The organism is Methylotuvimicrobium alcaliphilum 20Z (assembly GCF_000968535.2).
Lineage (GTDB): Bacteria > Pseudomonadota > Gammaproteobacteria > Methylococcales > Methylomonadaceae > Methylotuvimicrobium > Methylotuvimicrobium alcaliphilum.
Map to the genome: position 1 here is coordinate 318,584 of NC_016112.1, position 18,295 is coordinate 336,878.

The following is an 18,295-nucleotide window of genomic DNA, read 5'->3' on the forward strand; positions in this document are numbered from 1 at the left end:
GCAATACAGGCAACAAACTTTCCTAAACATTTATCGATAGCAACGTGCTCTTTGGTAATGAGCTGTCCCACAAAAAATTCCTCTCACAACCTCCATCACCCACACTTCGACTCCCCACAATTCAAGCAAGTCATACACCCGTCCATCAGCACCATAGCTTTGGTGCTGCATTTGGTGCAGAGTACGGCTTGTTCCGGGAAGGCGTCGCCGTTATTTGCCGCGCCGTGGTGGGCTTCGAATTCGCGGCGTTTTTCGGCGAGAAACTGTTTCTGGTGATCGCTCATTTCTTCGGGCTGGATCATGCCGATGTGTTTTAAATGCGATTCGATCGCGTGGCCGATTTCGGCGACCAGCGAGGGCATGAAGACGCCGCCTTTTTTGAAGTAGCCGCCGCGCGGGTCGAATACCGCTTTCAGCTCTTCGACCAGGAAGCAGGCGTCGCCGCCTTTGCGGAATACCGCCGAGATGACGCGCGTCAGCGCCAGCACCCATTGGAAATGCTCCATGTTCTTTGAGTTGATGAAGACTTCGTAAGGTCGGCGTTCTTCGTGCTCGGAGCCTTGGTTTAGGATGATGTCGTTGACCGTGATGTACAGCGCATGTTCGGATTGCGGCGTTTTGATCTTGTAGGTCGAGCCGACCAGAACTTCGGGCCGTTCGATGTTTTCGTGCATCGATTCCGGGGACGGTTTTTCCGCTTCCGGTTGTGCCGTTTCGGCGCTGTCTTTGGTCAGCACTTTGTAGCTGACGATTTTTTTATTGATTTTGTGCAAGGTCATGATGATTACCTTAAAAAGTTTGGGATTCGCCGGTTTAACGAATCGTCGATGTTTTTAACTATCCTGGTTTTTACGCCCCGGCTGATGAATGCGGCTTCAGTGTGGGAGTGACGCTCTTGTCGCGACGTAGGCGTCGCTCCCACAGATCGCATTAACTACGTTGCGTTTTCCAGTTTTACGGAGTCCAGATATAAAGTATCCGGGCAAATATCTTGTTCGTGAGGCCACACCACCGTGCCGTGTTCGACCGCCGCGCGCTTGAAATAGGGCTTATCGCGCAGCTCTTTGAAAACGCCGAAGTCCAATAGCGGCTTGCAGTCGTATACGCCTCGGCTGCCGTCGGTAAATTGCAGTATCAACGAATAATCGTCGGTAACCTGAACTGTTTTGACGCATGGGTTCATAGAACTGTCTCCGGATTAATTCCGTAGGTTGAGTTTACTCTGCAGGACATAAGAGCGAAGCCTAACCCAGCCTAAGATTACTTTCCCGGAAATCAAAACTTTCCGTAATATCCTTCCTTCAGCGCATCGAACAAATTCGCGGCGGAATGGATTTCGCCGTCGTACTCGACTTCTTCGTTGCCTTTCAATTCGATGACATGGCCGTCTTCGAGCGTGAACTGGTAGGTCGTGTTTTCAAGGTCTTTTTCCTTGACCAACACGCCCTGGAACACTTCCGGATTAAAGCGGAATGTCGTGCAGCCTTTTAAACCTTGGTCGTAGGCGTATTCGTAGATCGACTTGAAGTCTTCGTACGGATAGTCGGTCGGCACGTTTGCGGTTTTCGAGATCGACGAATCGATCCATTTTTGCGCGGCGGCCTGGATATCGACATGTTGTATCGGCGTGACATCGTCGGCGGCGATGAAGTAATTCGGCAATTGCGCGTTCGGGTCGTCGCTGTACGGCATCGCGTTTGGGTTGACCATGTGGCGATAGGCCAGCAGTTCGAACGAGAACACGTCGATCTTTTCCTTGGACTTTTTGCCTTCGCGGATCACGTTGCGCGAATAATGGTGGGCAAAGCTCGGTTCGATGCCGTTGCTGGCGTTGTTCGCGAGCGACAAAGAAATCGTGCCGGTCGGCGCGATCGAGCTGTGATGCGTGAAGCGGCAGCCGACTTTGGCCAGTTCGTCGACCAGTTTGGGCTCTTCTTGGGCCAGTTGCTGCATGTAGCGGCTGTATTTCGCGTGCAACACTTTGCCTGGCACTTTGTCGCCGATTTTATAGCCGTCTTGCTGCATTTCCGGGCGTTTGTACAGCATTTCGCCGGTGACCGTGAACACTTGCTCCATTATCGGTGCCGGACCTTTTTCTTTCGCGAGTTCCAGTCCGACCTTCCAGCCTTCAATAGCCAGCGCTTTGGTGACTTCTTCGGTAAAGGCCAAAGACTCTTCCTCGCCGTATTTCAAACCAAGCATCGTCAAGGTCGAGCCCAAGCCGAGATAGCCCATGCCGTGGCGGCGCTTGCCGAAGATTTCGTCGCGCTGTTGTTGTAGCGGCAGTCCGTTGATTTCGACGACATTGTCGAGCATGCGTGTAAAGATGCGCACGGTCTTGCGGAAACCTTCCCAATCGAAACCGGCCTCTTTACTGAACGGTTTTTCGACGAATCGGGTCAGGTTGATCGAGCCGAGCAGACACGAACCGTAAGGTGGCAATGGTTGTTCGCCACATGGGTTAGTCGCCCGAATATTTTCACAGAACCAGTTGTTGTTCATCTCGTTGACCTTGTCGATCAGGATGAAGCCCGGTTCGGCGTAGTCGTAGGTCGACGACATGATGATGTCCCACAGGCGGCGGGCCGGCATGGTTTTGGTTATGCGGCACGCGACTAGGCCGGCTTCGTTGACGACATAGCTTTTTTTGTTCGGCAGATCGCGCCAGACGATTTTGTCGGAATCGGTCAAATCGATAGCATCGGCCTTGACTTCGCGCTCGGTGACAGGAAACGACAACGGCCATTGCGCATCGTTTTTGACCGCTTCGACGAACTCGCGGGTGATCAGCAGCGACAGATTGAACTGACGCAAACGGCCGTCTTCGCGTTTGGCGCGGATGAAATCGACGACGTCCGGGTGCGCGACGTCGAAGGTCGCCATTTGCGCACCGCGGCGGCCGCCGGCAGACGAAACCGTAAAACACATCTTGTCATAGATATCCATGAACGACAGCGGTCCGGAGGTGTAGGCGCCGGCGCCGGACACGTAGGCATTTTTCGGACGTAGCGTCGAAAATTCATAGCCGATGCCGCAGTTATGGATCACCATTAAGCCATTGTTGCCGGCCAAATAGTTGTTGTGCCGATCGACGTTAAAATCATAAAACGTTTCGCCGAGAGGTAGATTTCGTCGAATACTTTTCACCGGGCGCAACTGACGGACGGCGTCGATCATCGTTTTCAACTGAGGAAAAAGACACTGCCAGCGGTCGAGATAGATTCTGCTCACAGTCGGCTGCAAATGTTTACCGTGATAGATACCCAAATGCTGCTTTTCAACATGCGTCAAATCGGCGGAGACTTCTTTCAAAGCGTTTTTCAATGCCGAAGTCATCGCATAATGATCGTATTGGCCCGATTGGCTTCGGTGCTCAATAATTCTACGTTTTTTGCCGCTGTCCGCCATATAGGCGGACACTTCGGCTAAAAAGTCGGAATCCGAAATCTTGACCGAACAACCGCCCGAATCCTTGATCAGATTACCGTTATAAACATGCTCGCGCGGCTTACGTTCGGTTACCGAGGCATGAATGCCGAATAAAGCTAGCAAAGATTGAATCTCCCGTGCGAATTCAGCATTCCGGCAGCTTAAGCTGGCGCTGCCGTGTTCAGTATTAACCGTACCGTCGGTATCCAATAGGCCGGCTAAAAAAGGCAGAAAATAGTTTTCCGGTGCTTGCTTGATCCATTGCGGTACGGAAAGATGGTGTGATTTTTTACCGATTTGATCGTCGATGATTTCGCTCGCCAAGCTAGCTCTGAAACTGGCAACGGTAAAATCCCAAGCCGGCGTGTCATTCGCAGTAATTGCCGCAACGACTTTGGCGTTGCATTGGCAAAACTCTCTGAAAAACAGCGCATAACGCTCCACGACTTCGCGTTCTGCCGCGCGAATCTTGAAAATCAGGCGCGATCCGACCGCGTCGGCCTTTTCGCGCCATTTTTGCCGTAGCGGGGAATATGTCATTTTTTTCGGATAAGCGGAACCGTCGCCTAAGTGTGCACCGGCGAACCAGGCTTTCAATGCGGCGGAATCATCCGCTTGCCAAGGCAATTGATGATGAATGAGCGCATCGCTTGGCTGAACCTCATCGGCGCGGACATACTGCATTTTTTCGTCACGATAAATCAGCACAGGATGCTTGATTGACGTCGTCAATGTGCCCAAATGCGATGAAATCTCGATGTTTTCATCGATAGGCACCGATGTGGTCATGTGCTTTAAAATCGGTTGCATTTCAAAAAGCCGCGATTTTTTGTCGTAGCTCAGAATGAATCGATGCTTTTCTTCGACCGCACACTTGGCGGTGACATAACCTTGTTCGGTATAAACCAAAGTATTGGGAGCGACACATCCGGCTTTTAGCGTAAGCCCCGCCTCATGCACTTTCGCCAGAATATCGTCCATCGAATCTTCGATGATGCCCGAGACGGTGCAGTTGATCGTCGAGGTTGCCGGCTTGTGTTCCAGCGCGCCGGCGTTCGATGTGATACGGCCTGCGGGAATCGCGCCTTTACGCAATGCCCAAAGAAATTCCTTGTGCCAATGCTCCTGCAAAGACTTGTTGGTCTCGACCTCGGCCAAGGCTTTTGCGACGCGTTTGTATGTGTCGTCTATCGTGCCGTCGACGGCCTTGCCGTCTTTGGTTTTCAGGCGGTATTTGCTGTCCCAGATGTCCAGCGATGCGCTTTGCAGTGGAATTTCGGTCGCGTGTTGCGTAACGACTTGGAGTTTTGCGGTCATTCTTTGATTCCCTTGTCTGGTTGAACGTTTTGGCTTTATCGCATCCGGGAAAGGTCCGGATCATTGATGTTTCGTGCGCTTGAGCGAGAAAATCCGCAAGCAACGCGAATCCCTCATATAGTGTTTATGGATATATCTTAAATCAATATGTTGTGTTTTTCGCGGTTTTTTTGCGCGCCAAAAGGAGCGATTGAGAGGTAGTTTTTTAAGTTCAATGAGTTAGCTTTAAAAAAAATTTTAGGCGACTCGAACATGGGAAAATCTTATTTTTTCAGCAAATCGATAGGCAAATTCGAAATTTGTGACATCGCGCGGCCAATGGCTTAACGATTGCAATGATATAGACCGATCATGTCTATCAGTGTTGTATAATCACCATTTTTTCAACGCTCCTCGTCATGTTCAACGAACAACGCTCCCTGTTACTCGAGAAATATCAAAATCTGACTGATAGCGACAAAGCTGTCATGCAGTTTTTAGCCGTTTGCCATAATTACGAAACGGCCTCGTTTATCGCTCAAAATCTTTCGAAGCTTGGCATTCGCAGCGATCAAGGAAAGCCGTTTACCGCCGTTTCGATAAAGCCGGTTTTGGTAGCTTTAAAAAACAATCGATTGCTGGAAGTCCAAGCCGGTAAAAGCGGCTACCGATGCAATCGCTTGCTTGCCGAACCGATCGCCCGGCAATTAGTCGAGGATAAGCAATTCGAGCGTTATGCATCGTTATTCGACCAACCGACTCCGATCGCTAAGAAAACCTCCTATGTCAATCAGCATCAATGCCTGCGCGATGCGCGTATTTCATTTCATCGCGGCGATTATGCTTTGGTTAATCAATGTCTTAGTATCGGTAACCGCTATTATTACCAATACCAATTGCCCGACCAAATCGATGTGTATTTATCGTGGATACTGAATCCGCTGGATATCGCATGGCTCAAGCGGCGGCACCCGCAGATGATCGACGACTTGACCGGCTTTATCGGGCTGCATCAACTCGTTTATCTCTATCACGACCCCGATATCTTCAATTTTTTAGCGAAATACGCTTCGGGAGACCCGGACGCTTTACTTTTAAAAATGGCGCCCCGAATTTATGCCGAATTATTGCTGTTACGAGGCGATTGGGACATTCTGTCGCTAGGAATTGCCGGCAGTGAAGATCCGGAGTTACAGGCGTTAAACGCCGCATTGGCGTTTTTAAAAGGCGATTTTGCCGGAGCCATCGCGCAATATGAAACTGCGCTAAAGTTAATCAGAAAAATAACCGGAAAAAAGACTGTTTATTTTTACGGATTGGCCGGCATATTTTATCCTTTGGCGATTCTGAAATGCCGCGATGCGCATGATAAAAAATTGACGACGCTGTTGGGTCAGGCCATCAAGCTCAACGGCTTCTGGGTCAATTGCTATCGTTATTTGGAAATTTTCCAGAAGTTTTTGCAAGGCGACTTGAGCCAGCGCGACAATGCGGTTTTCTATAACAATATCGACCCGATTTCGAAGGGTTATGACGACAATGGCGAACCGCATTCCGCAATTGAATTTCCGAAGTTGATTCTATTATTTCGCTTACTGGTGCGCTCCTGGATGACCGATGCGCCATTATCGGGATATCCGGTAGTCTCATTGGAGATCGTTAAAAATTTGTACCGGCGTTTAGCCGATAACGGTTACCGCTGGCCCGCCGCCGAACTGGCGAAATTATCAGGGCGCGCCGAAACCCTGTCGTCCAAATCCTGGGATGACGGCTTTTTGGATAGCCGGCCGATTAGTCTGGCCGATTTGTTCGCGAGCCGACCCGACTGGGATTTAGCGCTCGATGCTTTGCTGGGCCTCGGCAATAGCGGATTCCAGAGCGGTGCTGTACAAACGGAGAAGCCGACCCGCATGGCCTGGTTGGTCAGCTTTCAGGAAATATATAACATGGTATTGATCGAACCGCGCGAGCAAAAACAGCAAGCCAAGGGCGGCTGGAGTAAAGGGCGTGCGGTGTCGCTGAAAAGGCTGCATACCGAGCGCGACAGTTTCGATTATTTGAGCGAGCATGACTCAAGGATTTGTTCTACGATCAAACCCTATACTGAAACTAGCGGTTGGTATGGCAGCAGCATTTATTATGAATTCAGCGAAAAAATGCCGCTTGCTCTGGTCGGGCATCCGCTGCTGTTTTGGTCCGACTCGCCGAATGTGCGGGTCGAAGTGGTCAAAGGCGAGCCGGAACTTCGCGTCAGCAAGGCCAAAGGCGGCAAAATCAAAATTACATTTACACCTGCGCCTAGTCATCAGCAAAACATAATCATCAGTAAGGAAACGCCGACCCGATTGAAAATGATCGAATTGACCGCCGATCATCATAAAATCTATCAACTTCTGGGCCCGAAAGGCCTGGAAGTACCGGTAACGGCTCAAGATCGCGTGCTGCAAACACTAACAGGCATCTCCGGTTTGTTGACCGTGCAATCGGATATCGGCGGCAGTTCCAGCACGGCCGAACAGGTCGAATCCGATGCCACGCCTCGCCTTCATTTATTGCCGCTCGGCGAAGGGCTCAAGGCCGCGCTGCTGATTCGCCCTTTTTCGACAAGCGGCGCTTATTATCAGCCAGGCCAAGGCGGCGCGAGCGTTTTTACCGAAATCGACGGCAAACCGCTGCAAGCGCAACGCGATCTCAAACTGGAAAAAATACGTTGCGAAGAGGTCTTCTCCGCATGCCCTGCAATAGCCGAAGCCGATCGCGACGACGGCGGCGAATATCTGCTCGAAGATCCGGAACAATGTCTCGAATTGTTGTTACAACTACAATCCTTGCCGCCGGATCGCGTGTTATTGGAATGGCCTGAAGGCGTCAAATTCCGTTTGCTCGGGCACAGTACCGGCAGCGGTTTCAATATGCAGATCAAACGCGATAACGATTGGTTCGCGCTGCAAGGCGAGCTGCAGGTTAACGAAGATACCGTCATCGATATCCGCCAATTGCTGGGCTTATTGGGTAACCGCCAAGGCCGATTTTTACAATTGCAGGACGGCCAGTTTATTGCGTTGACCGACGAATTTCGCCGCCGTCTCGACGATTTGAAAGCCTATGCCGATTTGACCGGCAAAAAAGTCCGCATCAATCCGCTCGCGGCATTGACGCTCGAAGACTGGCAGGACGAAGCCGGCTTCAAGGCCGACAAACATTGGCAAGCGCATATGCAGCGGCTTAAGGCGGCGCGCGAATTTCAACCGGTCGTGCCGTCTACTTTTCAAGCGGAACTGCGCGATTATCAAACGGACGGTTACAACTGGCTGGCGCGCTTGGCGCAATGGGGCGTCGGCGCCTGTTTGGCCGACGACATGGGTCTCGGCAAAACCATACAAGCGCTGGCGCTGCTGGTCGACAAAGCGCCGAACGGCCCGAGCTTGATCATCGCGCCGACTTCGGTGTGCATGAACTGGGAAAGCGAAGCGCGCCGTTTCGCGCCGACGCTTAATCCCATTCTGTTCGGTAGCGGAGATCGTCAGCGTAAGCTCGACAGCCTGGGGTCTTTCGACTTGTTGATTTGCAGTTACGGATTGCTGCAACAAGAACAAGCCGCCGAGATGCTCTCGAAAATCCCTTTTCAAATCGCGATACTCGACGAGGCGCAGGCGATCAAAAACATCGCAACGCGGCGCTCGCAAGGCGCGATGAATTTACAGGCTGAATTCCGGGTGATCATGACCGGCACACCGCTGGAAAATCATCTCGGCGAATTATGGAATCTGTTTCGCTTTATCAATCCGGGGCTACTCGGTTCGCTGGAACAATTCAATAAACGCTTCGCGGGACCTATCGAGCGCGACCGCAGTCAAGAGGCGCGTCAGCAATTAAAGAAATTGATTCAGCCGTTCATTCTGCGCCGCACTAAAACCCAAGTTCTACAGGAGCTTCCGCCAAAGACCGAAATTCCGGTCTACGTTGAAATGAGCGGCGAGGAAATGGCGTTTTATGAGGCCTTGCGCCGCGAAAGTCTCGAAATTTTGAACAGCACCGGCAGTCAGGCCGGCGCCAAGCATTTGCAGATACTCGCCGCGATCACCAAATTGCGCCGCAGTTGTTGCAACACGCGGCTAGCCAATGCGGATATCGCACTGCCCAGTAGCAAATTGGCGGCATTCGGCGAAATCGTCGATGAATTGCTCGACAACAAACACAAAGCTCTGGTGTTCAGTCAATTCGTCGACCATTTGCAATTGATCAAGGACTATATTGAACAGCGCGGTATCGGCTATCAATATCTGGACGGCAGCACGCAGGCCAAGGAGCGTAAAAAATGCGTCGATGCATTTCAGCGCGGCGATGGCGAATTGTTCTTAATCAGTCTAAAAGCCGGTGGCGTCGGTTTAAATCTGACCGCGGCCGATTATGTGATTCACATGGACCCGTGGTGGAACCCGGCGGTCGAGGATCAAGCCTCGGACCGCGCGCACCGCATGGGCCAACAGCGGCCCGTAACGATTTACCGAATGATCGCGAAGAACACGATCGAGGAAAAAATCGTTGCACTGCACAGCCACAAGCGCGACTTGGCAGACAGTCTATTGGAAGGCGCGGACATCAGCGGAAAAATGTCGGCCGACGATTTGCTTGATTTGATGCGCGGGGAGGAGTAGGGATTGCCGGAATCCGGTTGCCATTTTGCAAAAACGAATCATCAACTCTTTACCTCTTTCGCTTGTTCGGTTTCAACTTCGTGCCCGCAGGCGTGGCAGAATTTTTGATCTTCCTGTAATGCTTCGCCGCAGGCCGAACAGCTGAACTCCTTGTGCTTAGGATGACCGCAGTGACAGCAAAATTTGGCGCTTCGTGACGATAACTGCCCGCATTCGGGGCAAGCGCTGGTGCGCAGGCTCGGCAGCGCCGGCAAGGTTTCTTTTGCTTCCTCGATCGAGTCGATCAAATAGGGGGCATTCTGAAAGGCAACCCATACCAACCAAATGCCTATCAGTACGATCAATAGAATCGCGATGCCGAAATAGAACGATTTACCTGATGCGCCGACGAAAAGCCCCAAGACCTTCCAAATGACGCCTTGTCCGATAATGACGATGACCAACAAAGCCGCCGGGACGCTGATCGCTTTGACAAAAAATAGCGCGCCGCCGGTTTTCGGGAGTGCCGCGATCGCATTCACGGCAAAAAGATAAAACAAAATCAGTGCAGTCATTTGCGTGACGAACAGCACCAAATCCGTCGCCGCCAATCGATCAGCGATGACCAACCGTGACATGATCGGCAATAGGCTTATTAAATAACCGACTAGCAGCACGATCAGAGTCGTTATCAGATATTGCGCGGCACGATAACCGCCGCTGCTTTTGAATGAGGGCATGATTTCCACGGTAAACCTCCCGGTCGATTGAAAACTCAAAGTATTAACCTATAAAAGCGTTTTGTCCACGAAACACACGAAAATTACGTAAATATTCAATTAGTTATACTTTCCAAGTTGCTTACCCAATGGGTGGGTCAGGGGAGTTTCTGTAACCGTATGATTACTTTCGTGTCTTCCATGATTTTCTGGACTAACTGCCGAATTTAGGATAATCGAAAATTAACCCGCCGGCGCCCGCTTTTCGCGAATGCACATAAGAATGTTATAATACTGTTCATATATGACTAATTTAGGAGAATTTCTATGAGTTTTTTAATTCGCTCTCTTTTTCCTATTGCTTTTGCTTCTGCAATTGCCCTTTCGGGTTGCGCTAGCGAACCGACGGTTGCCGATTTGATGCGGGAGCATGCCGAGACAGCTAAGTCCGAATCCGAATTAAAAACGCGTTTATCCGGCGAATGGGAAAGAGGGTCGAAATTGTTGTCTTCAGGGGAAAAGAAAGTGTCTAAGGGCAACGAAGTGATCGAAGATGCCCAAAAAGACCTGAAAAAAGGGCAAGACATGGTTAGCGAAGGCTATAAAGAAATCGAAGAAGGCCGTTCGCTGATGCGCATGAGCGAACAGCTATTTCGCGAGAAATACCCTACGCTAAAGCTTGAAACAGGCAAGTAATGTCATCAGTCAATAGCCAAATAAGGTGCGCGTCGCGCACCTTTTCACAGCGTCAAGCCCAGTAAGTCGTCTTCCCGGTGCACTTGCGCACCCTACATTAAAGCCGCATCAGTCGGTTTTCCTATCCAATCTGCGGTAACCGATCGCCTCGCTCAAATGAACAATTTCTATCGTGTCGGAACCGGCTAGGTCGGCAATCGTTCTTGCGACCTTGAGAATACGGTGATAGGCGCGATGCGACAACCCAAACTTATCCATGGCTTGTTCGAGCAGTTCATGGCCTTGATCGGATAATCGGCAATGCTGTTTGACTTCGCGTGCGCTGAGTGCCGCATTGGTTTTTCCTTGACGCGACAACGCGATATTTCGTGCCGTAACTACACGTGCTCTGATTTGCGCGCTGTTTTCTTCGCCTTCCTCCGAACCTTTTCGCAGCACCTCGCGAGACACTCTCGGCACCTCCAGGTGCATATCGATACGATCGAGCAACGGCCCTGAAATGCGGGCACGGTATCGTGCAACTTGTTCTATCGAACAATGGCAACGTCCGGACGGATCTCCCAGATAACCGCATGGACATGGATTCATCGCGGCAATCAATTGAAATCGTGCCGGAAATTCGGCTTGCCGAGCTGCACGCGAAATACTGATATGACCGGTTTCGAGCGGTTCACGTAAGACTTCCAGAACCCTACGGTCGAATTCGGGCAATTCGTCCAAAAACAAAGTGCCGTTATGAGCCAACGAAATTTCTCCCGGCTTCGGATTGCCGCCGCCACCGACCAACGCCGCAGCCGATGCGGTATGATGCGGCGCTCGAAACGGCGGTTTCAACCAATTGGCAACATCGAGACCTTTGTCGCTAATCGATGCAATCGCGGCGGTTTCTTGAGCCTGCTGTTCGGTCAGCGGCGGCAGAATCGTCGGCAAGCGCGCGGCCAGCATCGATTTACCGGTGCCGGGCGGTCCGAGCATGATCAAATTATGCGCACCGGATGCGGCGATTTCGAAGGCACGCTTGACATGATATTGACCGTGTACATCGGAAAAGTCGACCGATTCCGTTTCCGCCGGTAATACGAGGGTTTCTTCGTCGATGACGATCGATTTCTGTCCGTTCAGGTGCGCGCACACTTCAAGCAAATGATTGGCCGGCAACAGATCGATGTCTTTGATCAAGGCCGCTTCGGCGCAATTTTCTTTAGGCAGAATTAGCGGTTTTCCGCTGTTCCGGGTTTGTATCGCTATCGGTAAAACTCCGCTGACCGGACGCAACTCGCCGCCAAGCGACAGTTCGCCGACACATTCGACTTCCGCTAGGCGGCCGACTGGAATTTGCCCTGATGCCGCAAGAATTCCCAAAGCGATTGCCAAATCGAAACGCCCGCCTTCCTTCGGTAAATCGGCCGGAGCCAGATTGATCGTGACGCGCTGCATCGGAAATTCGAAATATGAATTGATGATCGCGCCGCGCACACGATCCCGGCTTTCCTTGACCGCCGTTTCGGGTAAACCGACGATATTGAGCGCGGGTAGTCCGCTCGTAACATGGACTTCCACCGTCACCAACGGCGCATCGATTCCGGAACGGCCGCGGCTATAGGCTACGGCTAATGTCATAAATAATTTGAAGAAAAAAGCCGAATTTTTAGCGAAAAACCGGCTTGAAAGGATCGCTGTTAATTATCCTAGAAAAAGCATTCACCATGAAGATCGCGAAGAATAAGAAGTTTTAAGGCAAGCCCTTGAAAGACTTAATTAACTTTATATTCCTCATGGTTAAGCTGCGGAATTTTGTATTATGAATTAACTTGATCGGATGGATTTTGATTAAGCTGTTTTTCCAGCGCGGCAACACGAATCTCCAAATCTTCGAGTTTCGTTCGTGTTTTAGTTAATACGGCTTTTTGAACTTCAAACTCTTCGCGGGTGACTAGGTCCAGTTTGCCGAGAGTGCCTTGTAAAACAGCATGGAAGTTTTTTTCCATATCTTCTTTCAAATGGGACAAACCGGGCGGCATGGCATTCGCCAGGCGGTTAGCGATATCGTCAATGGCTTTGGGATCGAACATAGTAATACCTCATAAATAATTAAGTGATAACTACTCAGCAAGAGCGTTATCATAGATTTGACCATAAATTAAGCAGGATGCAAATTCTTTCACCGATACTATCGTAAAAAATGGTAATAAATATACCCATCGTAAATCAAAATTTGGCGCCGGGGTGCCCGTCAAAGGACGCTGTGAACCCAGCACCTAAATTCCATAGGTCTTTGGCAATAATTCAAAATCATGGCTTATTTAGGTGCTGGGTGAATACGTCCATATAGGCTCTATGCCTGCCCTCTACCCGGATCGAATTATTCGGCATGTAGTTAAGATCGGAGTGGTTACCAGGGCATACGCATCAAGCTAAAAACGGCCAACCCACATCCACTCTTTCTCAAGTTGCTATAAAGCATGTAGCCCGTATGCAGCGTAGCGCAACGGGAATGGCGTGGCTCCGAGCTTCCCAAGCAAAGAATGGCTGTGAAAATATCGGTGAATACACCATAAAAAATTTATTCACCATGAAAAACATGAATGCAATGAATAAAAAGACTATAAAATCAACAATCTAATTCTTCATGTGACTTCATGCTCTTCATGGTTATTTAGCAATATTGAATACTTTCACAGTCTCAAAGAGCTTAGGAAACAGCGGACTCTTACTCAATCACCTATTATTACCTTCAAACAGAACATGCTCACGGCAAATCTTCAAGGCTTCCTGCTGATTCAGCGGCTGTTGCATTAAATCGCAGTGATAATGTTGGTCGAGCTCTGAAAAATAATAGCATGTGTAACAGACGCCAAAACTTTTTAAATTGTTGCTTTTTTGCAATGCCAACAGTGTCGACAGCAATGCCTGGTTTAGCGCATCAAACTGTTCCTTAGGAATCGCTTGCTCGGCAGCAGGATAAATGTCATAAGATTGCATTTCCTTTAAAACAGACTCACCGGCTGCTGAAAGACGCAAATGCAAGATACGCCGGTCTTGATCGTTCGGTTTTTTTTCGATATAACCTTTTCGCTCGAGCACTTGTAACGATTGCGAAACCGTGCCTTTGGTCAGGCCGAAATATTCGGCGACAGCGGCAGGCGTGTCGCTCATGTTATTGCATTGAGCTAAATAATCAATAATTTGTCCTTGTATCGGTTGCAAACCCAGCGAGGTGTATTTTTTTCGTTCTTCCGAACGCACCAGCGTGCTGATCCTGTCGATCAATTTAAACGTGTTTAATTCCTGCATGGTTAGTATTTGGTAAGTTGCCGCGAGAGCGATTTTATTTGTTTACGGCATTATATACTTCGCGCGGTCACATTTGCTGTTAAGTTGACGCGCTCTGTTGCCCGATGGTTGTGTTGCCTACATGGATGTAGGTACGGGGCGTGAGCAGGAGCAGATGCTTTGCGAAAAAAATTACATATACCCGTCGTAGATCAAAATTCGGCGCAAACATGACCGAACGAATTATACCGATTACAAAGGGGGTTTCGGTATTCGCTCTACGATGAGGGCAGGAGGGGCGAGGTGAAACCTGCTTATTTCATGTTTCACTCACCTAGTGAGATGTCATTCACATAGCTGAACAATAAGCCTTCCTTGCCTCGTCATTTGAATTATCATGTTCGATAAAGAAACGAAATCACCGGTATATACCTTTCGCACTTCAAATTTCGGCAGTGCCAGAGGAGGCGCCTGGGTGTCCGATAAAGGCTTTGCCAGCATGGATCTGGCATAGAGCCTACATGGAGGTATTCACGGCGTCCTTTAGCGGATACCCAGGCGCCGAATTTTGAGCTACGACGGATAAAGACATGCGTCGAGTTAAGGATCCGAAACGGTCTCATTACTGGGCAAAATCTTCATGGAGAACAGACTATGCGCCTTATACTAGTCAGAATACCTGCCGAGACAAATCAGCAGGATATCAAGCGTTTTTTTGAACCTCTACTTAAACGAAGTTTTTTTGTCAAAAAAAAGAGCCTCAGAAATATTGAAATATTGAAACTGCATGATTCCAGCACTAATTCCACCGAATATCACGCACTAGTGACTATAGAGCCCGATTCGTTTGCTAAACGGGCGATATTGAAATTGAATCGAAAACCGATCAACGGTAAGCATATTGCTGTCAGGGAATATCACAATCGCTATTGGCATAACGACCTACGGCAACAAAATAACACTTTAAATCCTAATACGCCCAATAGACGCATTATGGATAGGCGGCGCAAAAATTTACGCGTATTAGAGAGCGATGATATTCGTATTACCGGACATAAAAATTTTCACCGTACTTTTTAATGTAAAAAAATTTCGGCATAAGCCATGTCCCCTTAGAAATCAATGTCTGACACTATACCTTTCGCACTTCAAATTTCGGCAATGTCCGAGGAGGCGTCGGGGGTTTTCGATCCCTCACCTAACGCTAGGTGAGGGATCGGCATGGAGCTGGCATAGAGCCTACAGGATGTATTCACCCAGCGCCTAAATTCCATAGCCCATTGGCCATGGTTAATAGCCTTAGATAATTTATCCAGCACCTAAATAAGCCATGATTTTGAATCATTGCCAAAGACCTATGGAATTTAGGTGCTGGGTTCACGGCGTCCTTTGACGGGCACACCAAGGCCGAATTTTAATATACGATGGGTATATAACGATAAAGCGGTGTCATATCCGATAGAAGTGTGGTATACAAAAAATTAAATTCCCGACTTCGAAGGAGGGTATCCGCCATGAATTCAAAAGATCCTTTCGGCGCACGGCAGTTATTAAATCCTGATCGTGCTAGTCCGTTGTCCTACTATCGTCTTGCGTGTTTAGAGTCCGCCGGCGCTGCCGACCTTGCCCGTTTGCCGCATACGATAAAAATTCTGCTCGAAAGCTTGCTGCGCAACTGCGACGGCTATTCGATCACCGAAGACCATGTGCTCGGCCTCGCCGCTTGGCAGGCGCAAGGTTCCAGGCGGGAAATTCCCTACAAACCGGCTAGGGTCATCCTGCAGGACTTTACCGGCGTGCCGGCCTTGGTCGATCTGGCCGCGATGCGTGATGCGATGAACGAATTGGGCGGCGATCCGAAAAAAATCAATCCGTTTATCCCTTGCGATCTGGTGATAGACCATTCGGTGCAGGTCGATTATTTCGGCAAAGCCAATGCCTTGCCGATGAACGAAGCGGTCGAGTTTCAACGCAATCAAGAACGCTATGAATTCCTGAAATGGGGTCAATCGGCCTTTCAGAATCTGCGAGTGGTGCCGCCGTCTACCGGAATCGTTCATCAAGTCAATCTCGAATATTTGGCTCAAGTCGTCTTTCACAACAAGAACAGCGACCTGTGCTATCCCGACAGTTGCGTCGGCACCGATTCGCATACGCCGATGGTCAACGGCCTGGGCGTGTTGGCCTGGGGCGTCGGCGGCATCGAAGCCGAGGCGGTCATTCTGGATCAGCCCATTTACATGCTGGAACCGGATGTGGTCGGCATTAAATTGACCGGAAAGCTGCCGCCTGGCGTGACCGCGACCGATCTGGTGCTGCGTATCACCGAGTTGTGCAGGCAGTTCGGCGTTGTCGGTCAATTCGTCGAGTTTTACGGCTCCGGTTTGTCCCAACTCAGTATTCCGGATCGTGCGACCATCAGCAACATGGCCCCGGAGCAAGGTTCGACCGTGAGTTTTTTCCCGGTCGATAAGGCGGCTTTGAACTATATGCGCCTCACCGGGCGCAGTCCCGAACAAATCGAGCTCACCGAGCGCTATGCCAAGCTACAAGGATTATTCCGCACCGACGATGCGCCGGAGCCCGAATTTACCCGCACGCTGGAAGTCGATCTCGGCGAAATCGAGCCGGCGCTGGCCGGCCCAAAACGTCCGCAGGACCGAATTCCGCTGAGTCAAGTCGGACCGACTTATCGGCAGACACTGATCGCGCCGGTCGGCATTCGCGGCATGGGCCTTGCCGAAAGCGATCTCGATCGCTGCGGCGTGGTATCGAACAAAGGCGCCTGCGAAACGATCACGCACGGCGCCGTCGTAATCGCCGCGATTACGTCCTGCACGAACACCAGCAATCCCTCCGTGATGCTCGGCGCCGGCCTGGTCGCGAAGAAAGCCGTCGAGAAAGGGCTCAAGGTCAAAAATTATGTCAAAACCTCGCTGGCGCCCGGCTCGCAGGTGGTGACCGAATATTTGAAGCAATCCGGGCTGCTGCCCTATCTGGAAGCGCTGGGTTTTTATCTGGTCGGCTACGGCTGCACGACCTGCATCGGCAATTCCGGCCCGCTCGATGTGGCGGTGGAAGAGGCCATCGTCGACAATGACTTGGTCGTTTCTGCGGTGTTGTCCGGCAACCGGAATTTCGAAGGCCGCGTGCATCCGCTCACCAAAACCAATTATCTCGCCTCGCCGCCGCTGGTGGTGGCCTATGCGTTGGCGGGCTCGACCGTTGTCGATATGACCAGGGAAGCTATCGGTCAAGGTTCCGACGGCGATCCGGTGTTCCTGAGAGATATTTGGCCGACGACCGAGGAAATCGATGATGTCGTCCAAAAATTTGTCACGCCGGAAATGTTCCGGGAGCGTTATGCCGATGTCTTTACCGGTACCCAGGCCTGGCAGGCGATTGCAGTCGCCGGCTCAGAGCGCTATCAATGGAACGAACAGTCCACTTATATCAGAAAGCCGCCGTTCTTCGAAGGGCTGGGCGGCGGACCGGAAACCATCGGCCGTCTCGCCGACATGCGGGTGTTGGCGCTGTTCGGCGATTCGGTCACGACCGATCATATTTCGCCGGCCGGTCAAATAGCGCCTGATTCGCCGGCGGCATTATATCTGCTCGAAAAAGGCGTCGAGCGCAAGGACTGGAATAGTTATGGTTCGCGCCGGGGTAACGATCAGGTGATGTGCAGAGGCACATTTGCGAATGTGCGTATTCATAACCTGTTGGTTCCGGGGGCCGAAGGCAATGTTACGATTCATCATCCCAGCGGCGAACGAATGACCTTTTTCGATGCCGCGATGAAGTACAAAGAATCCGGTATGCCGCTCTGTATTCTGGCGGGCAAGGAATACGGTTCAGGATCGTCACGCGATTGGGCGGCGAAAGGGCCGTTCATGCAGGGTGTCAAGGCCGTCATTGCGGAAAGTTACGAAAGAATCCATCGCAGCAATTTGATCGGCATGGGGATTTTGCCGTTGCAGTTTATGTCCGGCGAATCGGCGCAAAGTCTCGGGCTGAAGGGCGACGAAACTGTTACGGTGGACATTGCCGACGACACGGTTCCGCAACAAGTCGTCGACGTGACCGCCAGCGCTCCGGACGGGAGCGTTACGGCCTTCAAGGCCGTCAGCCGCATCGATACGCCGATCGAAATTCAATATTACAGGGACGGCGGTATTTTGCGCACGGTTCTAAAGAAGTTGAGGGCAGGTTAACGAAAAGAAAAGCGGAGCTCGCGCAGAGGGG

Annotated in this window: 11 protein-coding genes; 4 read left to right on the forward strand and 7 right to left on the reverse strand. The window is 50.7% G+C overall.

Annotated elements, in window-relative coordinates; genetic code table 11:
• Positions 1-95 precede the first annotated feature (95 nt).
• The 3 genes from MEALZ_RS01470 to MEALZ_RS21320 all read right to left on the reverse strand — a co-directional run bounded on the left by MEALZ_RS01470 (position 96) and on the right by MEALZ_RS21320 (position 4,746).
• Complete coding sequence (locus MEALZ_RS01470; RefSeq protein WP_014146809.1) at positions 96-779, reverse strand: TSCPD domain-containing protein; 684 nt, start codon at positions 777-779, stop codon at positions 96-98.
• Between the two features lie 155 nt (positions 780-934).
• Positions 935-1,183, reverse strand: coding sequence for a DUF2442 domain-containing protein (locus MEALZ_RS01475; RefSeq protein WP_014146810.1), 249 nt, complete (start codon positions 1,181-1,183; stop codon positions 935-937).
• 92 nt (positions 1,184-1,275) lie between these two features.
• Positions 1,276-4,746 carry an adenosylcobalamin-dependent ribonucleoside-diphosphate reductase gene (locus tag MEALZ_RS21320; RefSeq protein WP_014146811.1) on the reverse strand — a complete coding sequence of 1,157 codons (3,471 nt, stop codon included), beginning with the start codon at positions 4,744-4,746 and terminating at the stop codon, positions 1,276-1,278.
• 398 nt (positions 4,747-5,144) lie between these two features.
• Between MEALZ_RS21320 and MEALZ_RS01485 the strand changes: the two genes are divergently transcribed.
• Positions 5,145-9,383 carry a DEAD/DEAH box helicase gene (locus tag MEALZ_RS01485; protein ID WP_014146812.1) on the forward strand — a complete coding sequence of 1,413 codons (4,239 nt, stop codon included), beginning with the start codon at positions 5,145-5,147 and terminating at the stop codon, positions 9,381-9,383.
• A gap of 41 nt (positions 9,384-9,424) precedes the next feature.
• Here MEALZ_RS01485 and MEALZ_RS01490 read toward each other — a convergent pair whose 3' ends face one another.
• Positions 9,425-10,102 carry a zinc ribbon domain-containing protein gene (locus tag MEALZ_RS01490; RefSeq protein ID WP_206742861.1) on the reverse strand — a complete coding sequence of 226 codons (678 nt, stop codon included), beginning with the start codon at positions 10,100-10,102 and terminating at the stop codon, positions 9,425-9,427.
• Between the two features lie 306 nt (positions 10,103-10,408).
• Between MEALZ_RS01490 and MEALZ_RS01495 the strand changes: the two genes are divergently transcribed.
• Positions 10,409-10,777, forward strand: a complete 369-nt coding sequence (locus tag MEALZ_RS01495; protein WP_014146814.1) for a hypothetical protein — start codon at positions 10,409-10,411, stop codon at positions 10,775-10,777.
• 108 nt (positions 10,778-10,885) lie between these two features.
• On the opposite strand, the gene MEALZ_RS01500 is transcribed toward MEALZ_RS01495, so the two are convergent.
• The 3 genes from MEALZ_RS01500 to MEALZ_RS01510 form a co-directional block, all read right to left on the reverse strand.
• Positions 10,886-12,397, reverse strand: coding sequence for a YifB family Mg chelatase-like AAA ATPase (locus tag MEALZ_RS01500; RefSeq protein ID WP_014146815.1), 1,512 nt, complete (start codon positions 12,395-12,397; stop codon positions 10,886-10,888).
• Positions 12,398-12,576: 179 nt separating this feature from the next.
• Entirely contained in the window at positions 12,577-12,849 is a 273-nt protein-coding gene (ubiK, locus tag MEALZ_RS01505) for a ubiquinone biosynthesis accessory factor UbiK (protein ID WP_014146816.1), read from the reverse strand.
• A gap of 646 nt (positions 12,850-13,495) precedes the next feature.
• A complete protein-coding gene (locus tag MEALZ_RS01510; protein WP_014146817.1) occupies positions 13,496-14,071 on the reverse strand; it encodes a MarR family winged helix-turn-helix transcriptional regulator in 576 nt (191 codons plus the stop codon).
• A gap of 633 nt (positions 14,072-14,704) precedes the next feature.
• Here MEALZ_RS01510 and MEALZ_RS01515 point away from each other — a divergent pair.
• Both MEALZ_RS01515 and acnA read left to right on the forward strand, forming a co-directional pair.
• Positions 14,705-15,130 (forward strand): RNA-binding protein, encoded by a 426-nt coding sequence (locus MEALZ_RS01515; RefSeq protein WP_014146818.1) that lies wholly within the window; start codon positions 14,705-14,707, stop codon positions 15,128-15,130.
• Positions 15,131-15,564: 434 nt separating this feature from the next.
• Complete coding sequence (gene acnA / locus MEALZ_RS01520) at positions 15,565-18,264, forward strand: aconitate hydratase AcnA (protein WP_014146819.1); 2,700 nt, start codon at positions 15,565-15,567, stop codon at positions 18,262-18,264.
• Positions 18,265-18,295 lie beyond the last annotated feature (31 nt).

Excerpts from the sequence above, each read along its gene's own strand:
- MEALZ_RS01515 (WP_014146818.1), top strand. The coding sequence starts at position 14,705 with ATGCGCCTTATACTAGTCAGAATACCTGCCGAGACAAATCAGCAGGAT.
- MEALZ_RS01495 (WP_014146814.1), top strand. The coding sequence starts at position 10,409 with ATGAGTTTTTTAATTCGCTCTCTTTTTCCTATTGCTTTTGCTTCTGCA.
- MEALZ_RS01500 (WP_014146815.1), bottom strand. The coding sequence starts at position 12,397 with ATGACATTAGCCGTAGCCTATAGCCGCGGCCGTTCCGGAATCGATGCG.
- MEALZ_RS01485 (WP_014146812.1), top strand. The coding sequence starts at position 5,145 with ATGTTCAACGAACAACGCTCCCTGTTACTCGAGAAATATCAAAATCTG.
- acnA (WP_014146819.1), top strand. The coding sequence starts at position 15,565 with ATGAATTCAAAAGATCCTTTCGGCGCACGGCAGTTATTAAATCCTGAT.
- ubiK (WP_014146816.1), bottom strand. The coding sequence starts at position 12,849 with ATGTTCGATCCCAAAGCCATTGACGATATCGCTAACCGCCTGGCGAAT.
- MEALZ_RS01490 (WP_206742861.1), bottom strand. The coding sequence starts at position 10,102 with ATGCCCTCATTCAAAAGCAGCGGCGGTTATCGTGCCGCGCAATATCTG.
- MEALZ_RS01510 (WP_014146817.1), bottom strand. The coding sequence starts at position 14,071 with ATGCAGGAATTAAACACGTTTAAATTGATCGACAGGATCAGCACGCTG.
- MEALZ_RS21320 (WP_014146811.1), bottom strand. The coding sequence starts at position 4,746 with ATGACCGCAAAACTCCAAGTCGTTACGCAACACGCGACCGAAATTCCA.
- MEALZ_RS01470 (WP_014146809.1), bottom strand. The coding sequence starts at position 779 with ATGACCTTGCACAAAATCAATAAAAAAATCGTCAGCTACAAAGTGCTG.
- MEALZ_RS01475 (WP_014146810.1), bottom strand. The coding sequence starts at position 1,183 with ATGAACCCATGCGTCAAAACAGTTCAGGTTACCGACGATTATTCGTTG.